Source organism: Pseudonocardia sp. DR1-2 (assembly GCF_023717215.1).
GTDB lineage: Bacteria > Actinomycetota > Actinomycetes > Mycobacteriales > Pseudonocardiaceae > Pseudonocardia > Pseudonocardia alni.
In genome coordinates, this window is record NZ_JAMQOF010000002.1 from 541,072 (window position 1) to 554,760 (window position 13,689).

14 protein-coding genes are annotated in these 13,689 nt (G+C 74.7%); 10 read left to right on the plus strand and 4 right to left on the minus strand.

Annotated features, from left to right (window positions below; translation table 11 throughout):
• The first annotated feature begins 2 nt into the window (after positions 1–2).
• From ND486_RS07370 to ND486_RS07390, 5 genes are all read left to right on the plus strand, one after another.
• Positions 3–1,316 (plus strand): sensor histidine kinase, encoded by a 1,314-nt coding sequence (locus tag ND486_RS07370; protein WP_251783350.1) that lies wholly within the window; start codon positions 3–5, stop codon positions 1,314–1,316.
• The gene (locus ND486_RS07375; RefSeq protein ID WP_251783351.1) at positions 1,313–1,972 is read left to right on the plus strand and encodes a response regulator transcription factor; all 660 of its coding nucleotides are present in this window, start codon (positions 1,313–1,315) and stop codon (positions 1,970–1,972) included. Before ND486_RS07370 ends, ND486_RS07375 begins: the two co-directional genes overlap by 4 nt.
• A 26-nt stretch (positions 1,973–1,998) precedes the next feature.
• Positions 1,999–2,580 carry a peroxidase-related enzyme gene (locus ND486_RS07380; protein WP_251783352.1) on the plus strand — a complete coding sequence of 194 codons (582 nt, stop codon included), beginning with the start codon at positions 1,999–2,001 and terminating at the stop codon, positions 2,578–2,580.
• Between the two features lie 132 nt (positions 2,581–2,712).
• Positions 2,713–4,176 (plus strand): hypothetical protein, encoded by a 1,464-nt coding sequence (locus tag ND486_RS07385; protein ID WP_251783353.1) that lies wholly within the window; start codon positions 2,713–2,715, stop codon positions 4,174–4,176.
• Complete coding sequence (locus ND486_RS07390; protein ID WP_251783354.1) at positions 4,173–4,715, plus strand: SCO family protein; 543 nt, start codon at positions 4,173–4,175, stop codon at positions 4,713–4,715. The genes ND486_RS07385 and ND486_RS07390 overlap by 4 nt, the downstream gene beginning before the upstream one ends.
• Here ND486_RS07390 and ND486_RS07395 read toward each other — a convergent pair.
• The 4 genes from ND486_RS07395 to ND486_RS07410 are packed head-to-tail and all read right to left on the minus strand — an operon-like array spanning position 4,651 to position 8,253.
• Complete coding sequence (locus tag ND486_RS07395; RefSeq protein WP_251783355.1) at positions 4,651–5,604, minus strand: AraC family transcriptional regulator; 954 nt, start codon at positions 5,602–5,604, stop codon at positions 4,651–4,653. The two genes, ND486_RS07390 and ND486_RS07395, sit on opposite strands and share 65 nt — an antisense overlap.
• 42 nt (positions 5,605–5,646) lie before the next feature.
• Positions 5,647–6,408, minus strand: a complete 762-nt coding sequence (locus tag ND486_RS07400) for an amino acid ABC transporter ATP-binding protein (protein ID WP_307799466.1) — start codon at positions 6,406–6,408, stop codon at positions 5,647–5,649.
• On the minus strand, positions 6,405–7,325 hold the full coding sequence (locus ND486_RS07405; RefSeq protein ID WP_208822769.1) for an amino acid ABC transporter permease: 921 nt from the start codon (positions 7,323–7,325) through the stop codon (positions 6,405–6,407). The genes ND486_RS07400 and ND486_RS07405 overlap by 4 nt, the downstream gene beginning before the upstream one ends.
• Positions 7,318–8,253: an ABC transporter substrate-binding protein gene (locus ND486_RS07410; RefSeq protein WP_251783356.1), complete on the minus strand. Its 936-nt coding sequence runs from the start codon at positions 8,251–8,253 to the stop codon at positions 7,318–7,320. Before ND486_RS07410 ends, ND486_RS07405 begins: the two co-directional genes overlap by 8 nt.
• Positions 8,254–8,462: 209 nt before the next feature.
• Here ND486_RS07410 and ND486_RS29640 point away from each other — a divergent pair, with 209 nt between their 5' ends.
• The 5 genes from ND486_RS29640 to ND486_RS07435 all read left to right on the plus strand — a co-directional run bounded on the left by ND486_RS29640 (position 8,463) and on the right by ND486_RS07435 (position 13,579).
• Complete coding sequence (locus ND486_RS29640; protein WP_073576094.1) at positions 8,463–8,828, plus strand: antitoxin; 366 nt, start codon at positions 8,463–8,465, stop codon at positions 8,826–8,828.
• Between the two features lie 226 nt (positions 8,829–9,054).
• Positions 9,055–10,242: a pyruvate dehydrogenase (acetyl-transferring) E1 component subunit alpha gene (gene pdhA / locus ND486_RS07420; RefSeq protein ID WP_062398901.1), complete on the plus strand. Its 1,188-nt coding sequence runs from the start codon at positions 9,055–9,057 to the stop codon at positions 10,240–10,242.
• A gap of 15 nt (positions 10,243–10,257) precedes the next feature.
• Entirely contained in the window at positions 10,258–11,223 is a 966-nt protein-coding gene (locus ND486_RS07425; RefSeq protein ID WP_178373126.1) for an alpha-ketoacid dehydrogenase subunit beta, read from the plus strand.
• A gap of 10 nt (positions 11,224–11,233) precedes the next feature.
• On the plus strand, positions 11,234–12,979 hold the full coding sequence (locus ND486_RS07430; protein ID WP_251783357.1) for a dihydrolipoamide acetyltransferase family protein: 1,746 nt from the start codon (positions 11,234–11,236) through the stop codon (positions 12,977–12,979).
• A 90-nt stretch (positions 12,980–13,069) separates the two neighbouring features.
• The gene (locus ND486_RS07435) at positions 13,070–13,579 is read left to right on the plus strand and encodes an FxsA family protein (RefSeq protein WP_251783358.1); all 510 of its coding nucleotides are present in this window, start codon (positions 13,070–13,072) and stop codon (positions 13,577–13,579) included.
• Positions 13,580–13,689: the final 110 nt, after the last annotated feature.

Genomic DNA, 13,689 nt, shown 5'->3' on the forward strand with positions numbered 1-13,689 from the left:
CCATGCACCCGCACCCCGAACCGCCGCCCCGCACGGGCGCGGAACGGCTCGACGCCCGGCTCACCGCGCTCGGCCTGGCCGGACCGCGCCGCCGCGACGCCGCGCTGGCGGTGCTCGTCGCGGCCGGGACGCTCGCGGTGGTCACCCCGGTGGTGCTGGCACCGGGTCCGGCCGCGGAGCTGGGCCTGGCGCCGGGCACGGCGGCGCTGGCCCTGGGGGTGGTGACCGCGGCGAACCTGCTGCTGGCGCTGCGCCGCACCGCCCCGGCGGTCTGCCTGGCGCTGACGGTCGGGCTGGAGCTGGTGAACGTCGTCCTGCTGCCGGTGGGTGCGGCCCTGCGCGGCCCGGCGACGGCGGTCGCGGCCGGCACCTGCGGGTCCCGGCTCCCGACGCGACGGGCCGGTGCCCTGGTCGGCGCGGCGGCGGTCGTCGAGACCACCGTGGTGCTCACCGGGATCGCGGTGCGACCGGCCGACGGTGCACTGCTCGGCGCGGCCGGGCTGGTCGTCGCCCAGGTGCTGTCGGCGGTCCTGGTCTACGGCGGCCCGCTGCTGCTGGGCGTGTACCTGCGGACCCGGCGTCGCTACGCCGAGCTCGACCGGGTGCACACGGCCGGTGTCGTCGCGGCGTACCGGGAGCGGGCGGACGCCGCCGTCGCCCGGGAGCGGGCGCGGATGGCCCGCGAGCTGCACGACGTCGCCGCGCACCACCTGTCGGCGATGGTCGTGCAGGCCGCGGTGGTCGAGCGGCTGGTGGACCGGGACCCGGACGAGGCGCGCCGGACGGCGTCCCGGCTGCGGGAGCAGGGTCGCCGGACCCTGCACGACCTGCGTCTGGTGGTCGGGGCGCTGCGGGAGCCGGGCGCGGGCGGCGCCGAGGCCGACGCCCCGGTCCCCGGCCTCGCCGAGCTCGACGGGCTCGTGGAGCAGGCCCGGGAGCTGGGCGGGCCGGTGGAGCTGGTCCGGCGCGGGGACCCGGGCGAGCCGTCCCCGGTCGCCGACGTCACCTGCTACCGGGTGGTGCAGGAGGCACTGGCCAACGCCCGTGAGCACGCCGCCGGCGCCCCGGTCCGGGTGACCGTGACCCACGCCGACGACCGGGTCGCCGTCGAGGTGGTGAACGGGCCCGCGCGCGGCACCCCGCCGGAGTCCGGCAGCGCGCCGGGCACCCGTGGGTTCGGGCTGGCCGGGATGCGCGAGCGGGCGCAGCTGGTCGGGGGTGAGTTCGAGGCGGGCCGGACCGGCGACGACGGCTGGCGGGTCCGCCTGGTCGTCCCGCACGATCCCGGCCCGGAGACCGGAGGGGGACGCGCGTGATCAGGGTGGTTCTGGCCGACGACCAGGCCGTGGTCCGGGCCGGGTTCCGGATGTTCCTGGAGCTGGCCGGTGACGTCGAGGTCGTCGGCGAGGCGTCGAGCGGGCCGGAGGCCGTCGCGCTGGTGCGCGCGCACCGGCCCGACGTCGTCTGCATGGACGTCCGGATGCCCGGCGGCAACGGGCTCGTCGCGACCCGGGAGATCACCGGCCTCGACGACCCGGTCCCGGCGGTCCTCGTCGTCACCACCTTCGACCTCGACGACTACGTGTTCGGTGCGCTGGAGGCGGGCGCGAGCGGGTTCGTCCTGAAGGACACCCACCCCGACGACCTCGTCGACGCCGTCCGCCGCCTCGCCCGCGGCGACGGGCTGATCGACCAGACCGTCACCCGCCGGGTGATCGCCGAGTTCGCGCGTCGCCGCCCGGCCCCGGACGCCGCGCCCGACGGCGGGGTCGCGCCGCTGACCCCGCGCGAGACCGAGATCGTGCGGATGCTGGCCCGCGGGCTGTCCAACGCCGAGATCGCCGAGGAACTGGTCGTCGAGACGTCCACGGTCAAGTCGCACCTGGGCCGGGCGATGGCGAAGATCGGGACCCGGGACCGGCTGCAGACCGTGGTGTGGGCCTACCGGACCGGCGTCGCCGCTCCCGGCTGACGGCCCGGACGGCTAGCGTCCGCGGCATGGCACAGCACGAGGTGAGCAGGTTCGGGCACGTCGATCCCGACGGGCTCCCGCCGGACCTGGCGGAGCGGATCGGCGCGATCGCGGAGCGGTCGGGGTTCGTCCCGAACGTGTTCCGCGCGCTGGGGCGGCGGCCGAGGGAGCTGCGGGCGTTCCTGGACTACCACGACGCGCTGATGGACTCCGACGACGGACTGTCCAAGGCCGAGCGCGAGCTGGTCGTCGTCGCCACCTCGGGGGCGAACAACTGCACCTACTGCGTCGTCGCGCACGGCGCGATCCTCCGGGTCCGCTACAAGGACCCGGAGGTCGCCGACCGCGTCGCGACCAACCCCTACGCCGTCGAGCTGTCGGAGCGCGAGCGCGCGATCGTCGACCTGGCCCTGCTGGTCGCCCGGAACTCCGAGGCGCTCACCGAGGCCGACCTCGACGACGCCCGCGCCGCGGGGCTGTCCGAGGACGAGATCTGGGACGTCGGCGCGATCACCGCGCTGTTCGCGATGTCGAACCGGCTCGCGCACCTGACCGCGCTGCGCCCCAACCCGGAGTTCTTCCTGATGGGGCGCATCCCCCGCAGCTGAGGCCCGGTCCGCCGCGGCCGGTGTTCCCGGAACGCCCTGCTCGGGTTCCGGGAACGACGGCCCGGCGGCCGGGGACCGGCCTACGGTCCGGCGCGGCGGACCGCGTGGGCGGCCGCCGGAGGGAGGACGACGGTGTCCCACGGGATCCTGACCCGCGAGCAGCTCGGCCACCTGCGGCACTGGGACAACCTGTCCCGGCAGCTGCCCAACGACTGGTCGCTGATGCACGGCAAGGGTGTCAGCCAGGACGACTTCGGCGGCTATCGCTTCCAGCTCGCCTACATGGTCTACGGGCTCGCCCTCACCCACCGGCATCGGCTGCCCGCGGCGCCCGGCCTGTTCGCCCCCACGATCCGCCGGCTGGTCGAGAAGCTGCTCCAGCCCGAGGTGTGGCTCTACTGGCGCGACGTCTCGCGCGGCGGCTCGGTGTTCAACGCCCACCTCTCCGACGGCTACACCGAGCAGTGGGACCCGGTGGTCCGGGACAACATCATGTACTCGGCGTACGTGCAGTCGTGTGCCACGCTGCACGACCAGCTCTTCGGCTCGGACCACTTCGCGGCCCCCGGCGCGCTGACCTTCCGGCACTGGTCGTTCTTCTGGGGCGGGGAGGAGAAGCGGTTCGCCTACGACCGGGACTCGCTGACCGAGCACCTGTACTGGCTGATGGTCGAGAGCGGCTACCTCGGCGTCGCGTGCGAGCCGAACTGCGTCTTCCAGATCTGCAACCAGCCCGCGATCCTCGGGTTCCGGCTGCACGACCAGATCACCGGTGGCCGCCGTGCCGACGAGGTCGTGGCCGGCTACGAGAAGGCGTGGGCCGACTTCGGCCGCCTCGACGAAGGCGGCCACTACGCCATGATGATCTCCGAGGACACCCGGGAGGTGCGGCCCAACGACCTCCCCTCCCCCTGGGCCGACGCGTGGTGCGGCGCGCTGATGAACACCTGGAACGGTGACTTCGTGCGCCGTCACTACCGGCGACAGGTCGCCGACTTCCTCGAACCCGGTCCCGACGGGACGTTCTCGGTGCCCTCCGCGCCCGCCCGTCAGGTCATGGGTCAGGAGATCGTGTCCGACACCTGCGACTTCGGCTGGGTCGCGGCCTGGGCCTCGGAGATGGGCGACCGGGAGACCCTCGCCGGCCTGCTCGCCCACGCCGACCGGTTCATGGCCCCGACCGAGCGCGACGGCGGCCTGTACTACCCGCGCAACGACACACCCCGCGACGCCGACGGGCGGCGCACCGAGATCGAGCCGATGACCGGCAACGTCCTGCTCGGCTACGCGCGGTTGAACGTCGAGGACGGCCTGCGGGGCCTCTACCGCGAGCCCTGGCCGGCCGGCCACCACGACGCGCCCCGGCTCGCCGAGGTGGAACGCGACGTCGAGGTCAGCAGGGCCGAGGTCGTCGACGGCGTGCTGCACGCCCGCCTGCGCCGCGACCGGAGCGTTCCCGGCGGGGGCACCGTGACCCTCGCCGGCCTCGCACCCGGGACCCGGCTGTGCCTGGACGGCACCGAGGTCACCCCGCGCACCCCGGCGGTGCTGGCGGTGCCGGACGGCGCGGCGGTCGACCTGGTGGCCGCGCCGTGACCGCGCCACCGATCCGCGCGACCTACTCGCTGGTGGACCACCACGGGGTCGGGGTCACCGAGGCGACCTACCGCGGGCGCTGGCAGCTGGTCCGGTTCGGGTTCACCGCGTGCCGGGTGGTCTGCCCCCGCGCACTCGTCCTGCTCGACGACGTACTCGACCGGCTGGGCGCGGCGGCAGCCGCCGTGGTCCCCCTGTACGTGACGGTCGACCCCGGCCGGGACACCCCGGACCGACTGCGGAGCCACCTCGCGGCCACCCACCCCCGGTTCACCGGACTCACCGGGACCGAGGAGCAGACCGGCGACGCGGCGGCGGCCTTCCGCGTCTTCACCCGCCGCCGCGACACCCCGGACGGCTACGACGTGCAGCACACCGCGATGACCTACCTGCTCGACCCCGCCGCCGTCCCGGCCCGGTTCTGGCCGGACACCCGGGACGCGGCGTCGATCGCCGCCGACCTGGCGGCCGTGCTCACGGCCGCGGGGACCCGACCTGCCGGTCGGACGCCCCCGGACGGCCCCACGCTCCCGGGGTGACCCCGTAGCGGCGCCGGAAGGCCCGGGTGAATGTGGTCGTGTCGGCGAACCCGCACCGCGCGGCGACGGCGGCGACCGTGGGGCGGTGCTCCCCGTCGAGCAGTCGGACGGCCCGCCGCAGACGCTCCTCGCGCAGGAACGTGGCGGGTGGCGGCCGGCCCGCGTCGGCGAACACCCGCGTCACGTAGCGGCCGGAGACCCCGAACCGCCGGGCGACGGCGTCGACGGACAGACCGGGGTCGGTGAGGTTGTCCAGGACGAACCGTTGCATCGTCGCGGCGAGGGCGACCGGGCCGGTCGGGAGCGTCTCGGTGCCGTCGAGTGAGCCGAGCAGGGCGTCGAGCATCTGCAGCACCGCCGACGACATCCGGGCGGCCGGCACCGGGTCCAGGCCGTCGGCGGTCCGCTCGAGCGTGGCGAGGGTGGCGGCCAGTACGCGCAGTGCCGGTGTCGAGGCCGGGATCGTGCGCGCGAGGGCCGCGGCGACGGCCGCCCCGTCGAGCTCGGCGTGCTCCGCCGTCACCTGGAGGGTGAGGCAGGTGGTCGGCTGCTCGCACACCAGCGACAGCCGGTCGCGGCTGCGGTAGAGCACGGCCTCACCGGCGACGGCCCGGGCGACCCGCCCCGCCTGCGACACGCGCACCGAGCCGCCGCGCTGGATCGAGAGGAACAGCGTGTCCGGCGCGTCGTCGAGCGACCCGGAGCGGGTCATGCGGCACGGGTCGGCGGTGATCCGGGAGACGTCCAGGCGGGCGTCGAGCCCGCGCCCGACGAGCTCGCCGCGGAAGGCCGCGGGCCGTCCGCCCGGTGGCTGCACCCGGAGCGGGACGAAACCGGTCTCGGCGATCGCGCTCCACTCGTCGAAGGAGGAGGCCGTCGCCGAGTACATCCCGCGATGCTAACGCCGCGACGCCTCCCGGACCGTCGCCTCTCAGAGCACCTTCGACAGGAACGCGCGGGTGCGCTCCTCCTGCGGGTCGGAGAGCACCGCGCGCGGGTCGCCCGACTCGACGATCCGGCCGTCGTCCATGAACACCAGCGCGTCGCCGACCTCGCGGGCGAAACCCATCTCGTGGGTCACGACGATCATCGTCATGCCCTCGCGGGCCAGCTCGCGCATCACGTCGAGCACCTCGCCGACCAGCTCCGGGTCGAGCGCCGAGGTCGGCTCGTCGAACAGCATCAGCTTCGGCTGCATGGCCAGCGCCCTGGCGATCGCCACGCGCTGCTGCTGCCCGCCGGACAGCTGCGCGGGGTAGGCGTCGGCCCGGTCGGCCAGCCCGACCCGGCCGAGCAGCTCCACGGCCCGCTTCCGTGCGGTCGCGCGGGACTCCCGGCGGACGACGACCGGCGCCTCCATCACGTTCTCCGCCGCGGTGCGGTGCGGGAACAGGTTGAAGCGCTGGAACACCATGCCGATCTCGCGGCGCTGCCTGCCGAGCGCGGAGTCGCGCAGCCGGTACAGCCTCCCGTTCTCCTCGCGCAGACCCATGAGCTCGCCGCCCACCCAGAGCCGCCCGGTGTCGATCGTCTCGAGGTGGTTGATGCAGCGCAGCAGCGTGGACTTGCCCGAGCCGGACGGCCCGATCACGCAGCAGACCTGCCCGGGCTCGACGACGAGGTCGACGCCGCGGAGCACCTCGACGTCGCCGAAGCTCTTGCCGACCGTCTCGGCGCGGACCATCGGGGTCACGAGGTCTTCCCTCCCGTCCGGAACGAGAACAGCCGCACCAGCGGGGTCGCCTCGGTGACGGCACCGGCGACTCCGCGGCCGTAGCGGCGTTCGATGACCCGCTGGCCGGCGGTGAGCAGCGAGGTCAGCAGCAGGTACCAGGCCGCGGCCACGATCAGCAGCGGGATGGTCTGGAAGTTCGTCGAGTAGATCCGCTGCACCGAGGTGAGCAGCTCGGTGTAGCCGATGACGACGACCAGCGACGTCGTCTTCAGCATGCCGATGGTCTCGTTGCCGGTCGGCGGGATGATCACCCGCATCGCCTGCGGGAGCACCACCCGGCGCAGCGTCTGGGCGCGGGTCATGCCGAGCGCCCCGGCGGCCTCGCTCTGGCCCTGGTCGACCGACTGGATACCGCCGCGCACGATCTCGGCCATGTAGGCGGCCTCGTTCAGCCCGAGGCCCAGCAGGCACGCCAGGAACGGCGTGATCAGCGAGTTCGTGTCGAACACGACGAACTCCGGGCCGAACGGGATGCCCAGCGACAGGTTCGGGTAGAGCGCCGACAGGAAGCTCCAGAACAGCAGCTGGGCGATCAGCGGGGTGCCGCGGAACAGCCACAGGTACACCCCGGCCACCCCGGACAGCACCGGGTTCGGCGAGAGCCGCATGACGGCCAGCCCGACGCCGCCGACGATGCCGATCAGCATCGACAGCACGGTGAGCACGAGGGTGTTCGCCAAGCCGTTCAGCACCGGCGCGGAGAACAGGTACTGGGCGACGATCGGCCACCCGAAGTTCTCGTTGGTCAGCAGCGTGTTGACCAGCATCGCGCCCAGGACCGCGAGCACCGCGATCGCGACCCACCGTCCGGGGTGCCGGACGGCGACCGCGTCGCGGGGCTCGGGGCGGGCGCCGGTGGTCGCCGGCTCAGCCACCGTTGATCGAGGACGTGGCGATGGCGCCGTTGGCGACGTTCCACTTGTCGAGGATCCTCGTGTAGGTGCCGTCGTCGATCAGCGACTGGACGGCGCCCTGCACGGCCTGGGCGTACTGGCCGTCGTTCTTCTTCAGCGCGACGCCGTACGGGGCGGTGTCGTAGGGCTGCCCGACGACCTCGACGGCGCCGTTCGTGGTGGTCTGCGCGTAGGCCGCGACCGGGGAGTCGGCGAGCATCGCGACGATCCGGTTCGAGTTCAGCGCGAGCGTCACGTCGGTCTGGGCCTGCAGCTCGGTCACCTGGATGGCCGGCTTGCCCTCGTCGGTGCACTTCGTGGTGCGGGCCTGCACGTCCTCGACCTGCACGGTGCCCTGCTGGACGCCGACGGCCTTGCCGCAGAGGTCGTTCGGGTCGATCCCGTCCGGGTTGCCCTTGCGGGTGGCGAGGCTGGTGCCCGCGGAGAAGTAGCCGACCATGTCGAGCACCTTGGTGCGCTCGTCGTTGATGGTGAACGACGAGATGCCGGCCTCGTAGCGGCCGCCGGTGATGCCCGGGATGATCCCGGAGAACTGGCTCTGCTCGAACTTCGCGGTCAGCCCCAGCTTCTGGGCGATGGCGTTGCCGAGGTCGACCTCCATCCCGATGATCGTGGTGCCGTCGGGCGCGGTGAACTCGTTCGGCGGGTAGGTCGGGTCGGTGCCGACGACCCACGTGCCGTCCTGCCGCACCTCGGCCGGCACCATCGCGGCGAGCCGGTCGTCCTTGGCGACGGCCGGGATCGGAGCATCGGTGCCGGTGGCCTCGGCGGAGCCGCCTCCCCCGCTGCCGTCGCCGCCGGCGCCACAGCCGGTCAGGACCAGTGCGGTCAGTGCGGACAGTGCGATCCCGGTCAGGGAGCGGACGCTGCGGGTCCTCGCGGTCGTCATGCGGTTGCCTTCCAGGTGAGGCGGGGTCGAACGGCGGGGATCCTGCCACTTACCGACGGGTCACCGCCGCCCGCACGGTCGATCCGTTACGTGCTCGTCGCACGCCGGTGGAGCGCCGCGCCGGTCCGTGCCCGTTCGCCTACTGTTGGTGCGACGACCGAGTGCCGCGGGATCGACGCGGTGCCGCACCGTCACGGAGGTCCTCGAAGATGTCGCTGTTCCGCAGACTCACCGTTCTGGCAGGAGCGGTCGAGGCCGCCCGCCGCTACGCCCGGTCCAACCCGGACAAGGCGGGCAAGGCCCTCGACTCCGCCGCCCAGTTCGTCGACAAGCAGACCAAGGGCAAGTACACGAACCAGATCGCCGGGGCCGCGCGCAAGGCGAAGGACGCGGCGGGCATCCCGCAGCCCGGCTACGGCTACGGCGCGCCGGGCACCACCCCGCCCGCCCCGGGCCGCCCGGCCGCCGGGAACCCGCCGTACCCGGCGGGCGGTGCGGACGCGCCGACGCAGCGCACCCCGCAGCAGCCCCCGGCGTTCCCGCCGCCGGACCCGGAGCGCCCGCACGGCGCCTGACCCGCTCCCGCGACGGTCCCGGCCGGGTGCCGGGACCGTCGTCTGTGGACGTCCGACGGTCCGTCGTCCACCCGTCGACCTGCGGGGCACCGGTTCTCCTCGGGGCCGGTGACGTGCCAGGATCGGCGGTGACGCGCCTGCGCGTCCCGGGGCCGCACCACCCGCACGGGCCCGGAGCCGACGCTCCCGGGCGTGACCCCGCCCGGTGCGACCGAGGAGGTCTGCCGTGGACGTACCCCAGGCGTGGATACCGACCGATCCGCGATCCCGGCCCAGCCACGACCAGGTCGTCGCCGGGCTGAAGGGCGTCGACGAGGGCGGGCCGGAGCTCGTCCAGCTGCTCACCCCCGAGGGCGAGCGGGTGCCCGACGAGCGCTTCGACCGCTACGCCGCCGACATCACCGCAGAGGACCTGCAGTCGCTCTACCGCGACCTCGTCCTGGTCCGGCGGGCCGACCGCGAGGGCAACTCCCTGCAGCGCCAGGGCGAGCTCGGCCTCTGGGTGCCGCTGCTCGGCCAGGAGGCCGCGCAGGTCGGCTCCGGCCGCGCGCTCGCACCCGAGGACATGTGCTTCCCCAGCTACCGCGAGCACGGCGTCGCCTGGTGCCGCGGGGTCGACCCGACCGAGCTGCTCGGCATCTTCCGCGGCACCGACCACGGCACCTGGGACCCGGTCGCGACCCGGTTCCACCCGTACACGATCGTCATCGGCAACCAGTGCCTCAACGCCGCCGGGTACGCGATGGGCCAGCGCTTCGAGTCCAAGGTCGGCGACCGGGACACCGGAGAGGCCACCATCTGCTACTTCGGCGACGGCGCCACCAGCCAGGGCGACGTCCACGAGGGCTTCGTCTGGGCCGCCGCCTACGACGCGCCGCTGGTCTTCTTCTGCCAGAACAACCAGTGGGCGATCTCGGTGCCGGCCGAGCGCCAGACCCGGGTGCCGCTCTACCAGCGCGCCCGCGGCTACGGCTTCCCCGGCGTCCGGGTGGACGGCAACGACGTCCTCGCCTGCCTCGCCGTCACCCGCTGGGCGCTCGACGAGTGCCGCACCGGCAACGGCCCGGTGCTGATCGAGGCGTTCACCTACCGGATGGACTCCCACACCACCTCCGACGACGCGACCCGCTACCGGCTCGCCGACGAGGTCGAGCTGTGGAAGCTCAAGGACCCGATCGAGCGGGTCCGGGTGCACCTGGCCCGCCGGCACGGCGTCGGCGCCGACTTCTTCGACGCCGTCGAGGCCGAGGCCGACGAGCTCGGCGAGCGGATGCGGGCGTTCTGCCGGGCGATGCCCCAGCCCGGTCCGGAGCGGATGTTCTCCCAGGTCTACGCCGAGGCGTCGCCGACGGTGGAGCGCCAGCGCGAGGAGTTCCTGGCCTACCACGCGTCGTTCGCGGACCAGGAGGACTGAGCCGTGCCGACCACGATGGCGAAGGCGCTCAACGACGGCCTGCGTGCCGCGATGGAGCGCGACCCCAAGGTGCTGGTCATGGGTGAGGACGTCGGCCGGCTCGGCGGCGTCTTCCGCATCACCGACGGGCTGCAGAAGGACTTCGGCGAGCAGCGCGTGCTCGACACCCCGCTGTCGGAGTCCGGGATCATCGGCGCCGCGATCGGGCTCGCGGTGCGCGGCTTCCGGCCGGTCTGCGAGATCCAGTTCGACGGGTTCGTCTTCCCCGGCTACGACCAGATCGTGTCCCAGCTGGCGAAGCTGCGGTACCGGACCCAGGGCCGGGTGCCGGTGCCGGTCGTCGTCCGGATCCCCTACGGCGGCGGGATCGGTGCCGTCGAGCACCACTCCGAGTCGCCCGAGTCGCTGTTCGCGCACGTCGCGGGCCTGAAGGTGGTCACCTGCTCGACCCCGTCGGACGCGCACTGGATGATCCAGCAGGCCATCCTCTCCGACGACCCGGTGATCTTCTTCGAGCCGAAGCGCCGGTACTGGGAGAAGGGCGAGCTCGACGGCGCCGACCTGGCGTCGGCGTACCCGCTGCACGCGTCGCGGGTGGTGCGGCCGGGCTCGACGCTGACCGTCGCCACCTACGGGCCGATGGTGAGGACCTGCCTCGACGCGGCCGCCGCGGCCGCCGAGGAGGGCCGCGAGCTCGAGGTGGTCGACCTGCGGTCGCTGTCCCCGCTCGACCTCGGCCCGGTCGCGGACTCGGTGCGCCGCACCGGTCGGCTGGTCGTGGTGTCCGAGGCGCCCGCGGAGTCGTCGGTGACCTCCGAGGTCGCCGCCCGGATCCAGCAGGAGTGCTTCTTCTCGCTGGAGGCGCCGGTCCTCCGCGTGACCGGTTTCGACACGCCCTACCCGCCGTCGCGGCTGGAGGACGAGTACCTGCCGGACCTGGACCGGGTGCTCGACGCCGTCGACCGTTCCCTGGCCTGGTGAGGACGAGCACATGCGTGAGCACTTCAAGCTGCCCGACGTCGGCGAGGGGCTGACCGAGGCCGAGATCGTCACCTGGCGGGTGGCGCCGGGCGACACGGTCGCGGTGAACGACGTGATCGTGGAGATCGAGACGGCGAAGGCGGCCGTGGAGCTGCCCTCACCGTGGGCCGGAACGGTCGGCGAGCTGCTGGCCGAGCCGGGCGCGACCGTCGCGGTGGGGACGCCGATCATCGCGATCGACACCGGTGGGTCCGCGCCCGACGCCGGCGCCGACACCGGAGCGAAGATCGGTGAGGCGGGCAGGGACGGACGGATCGCGACGCTCGTCGGGTACGGGCCGCGGCAGGGCTCCGCCCGGCGACGGCCCCGGCGCGAGCCCACCGCCTCCGCTGCGCCGGCCGGGTCCGTCGCCGCGGGGGACCCCGTCGCCGGGGGCCCGGACGCCCCGGGGCCGGGCGCGGCCCCCGTCCCGTCGCCCCAGCAGTCGCTCGGGTCGCCGGAGCAGGCCGCTCCCGGGACGTCCACCGGAGCCGACCCGGGAGCCGGGGGCTCCGACGGGCAGACCGGGGGCTCGGACGGCCGGGCCGGGGGCTCCGACGGCCGGGCCGGGGGCGACGCGGTCGGACCGCGTGCCGCCCAGGTCCCGCTCGCTCCGCCGCCGGTCCGGCTGCTCGCACGGGAGCTCGGCGTCGACCTGCGGGCGGTGACGGGGACCGGGCGGGACGGCCGGATCACCCGGGAGGACGTGCACGCCGCCGCGTCGGGGGCCGGGCTCACGGGTGCCGGGAACGGCGCTGCGGCCGACGGCCGGGGCGCCGGAGCGGGTGCTGCCGGCACGTCCGCCGGGTCGCCGGTCGCCGGGGGTCCCGCCGCGGCGGGTGCCGCTGCCGGTGGTCTCGCCACGGGGGGTGCCGCTGCCGGGGATCTCGCCGGCGCCGCGACCTCGGGTGCCGCGCCGGACGGCTCGGGTCCCGGCGACCCGGGTACCGCCGCCGGGCCGGGCACCACCGCCGGGCCGGGCACCGTCGCCGGACCGGGCACGACCACCGCCCGGCCCACCGAGGACCGGCGTGAGCCCATCCGCGGCGTCCGCAAGGCCACCGCCGCGGCGATGGTCGCGAGTGCGTTCACCGCGCCGCACGTCACCGAGTTCCTCGACGTCGACGTCACCGAGATGATGGCCCTGCGCGACCGGCTGCGGGCCTCGCGCGAGTTCGCCGGGGTCAAGCTGACCCCGCTGGCGTTCGTCGCGAAGGCCGCCTGCCTCGCCGCCGCGCGGACCCCGGCGGTCAACGCCAGCTGGGACGAGCGCGCCGGCGAGATCGTCTACTACGCCCGCGTCCAGCTCGGCATCGCCGCCGCGACGCCGCGTGGGCTCGTCGTCCCCAAGATCCGCGACGCGGACACGCTCACCCTGCGCGGCATGGCCGACGCGCTCACGACGCTCACCGACACCGCCCGGGCGGGCCGGACCGCCCCGGCCGACCTGGTCGGGGGCACGTTCACGATCACGAACGTCGGCGTGCTCGGCGTCGACACCGGGACGCCGATCATCAACCCCGGCGAGGCCGCGATCCTCGCGGTGGGGTCGATCAAGCCCGCCCCCTGGGTCGTCGACGGCGAGCTGGCCGTGCGCACCGTGTGCCGGCTGGCGCTGTCGTTCGACCACCGCCTCGTCGACGGGGCCGAGGGCTCGCGCTTCCTCGCCGACGTCGGCGCGCTGCTGCACGACCCCGGGGTCGCCTTCACCTGGTGACCTGGGGAGATCATCCGGGGGCCCCGGGGACCGATCCGGGGAATTCGGGCGATCCGGGAGCAGAACGGCGTGCCCGTGCGTTGTACGGGCATGCCGTTCGTGCTGCTCTACGTCGTGCTCGAGATCGTCGCGCTCGCCGGGCTGATCGCGTGGATCGGACTGGGCTGGACCCTGCTGGTCCTGCTCGCCGGGTCCGTGATCGGGCTCCTGCTCGCCCGCCGGGAGGGCGTCCGCGCCGCCCGCGCGCTCGCCACCGCCGTGCAGCGCGGGAAGCTGGCGCACGAGGAGGCGACCGACGGGCTGCTCGTCGCCGCCGGTGGCATCCTCATCTTCCTGCCGGGCCTGATCACCGACGTGCTCGGTCTCGCCCTGGTGTTCCCCCCGACGCGGGCCCTGGTCCGGCGTCGCATGGTGAACGCCGCCGAGCGGGCCGCACCGAGCCTGCGCACCGCGCGGATCCGCTACGGCGCCACCGTGGTCGAGGGGGAGACCGTCACCGAGCCGCGCTCGGCGGCCGCGTACCCGCGCATCACCGGTCCCGCCGCGGGCACCGGCCCGGTCGTCGACGGCGAGGTCGTGGACGGCCCCGACCGCACCTGACCCGTCACCGGGCCTCGCGATGCGTGGTCTCCCGGCGCACCCCGCAGGCGGTCTCCGCACCCCGTGCGGAGGGTGCGACGGCGGCACCGGGGGTGCGACGGCCGGGCGCG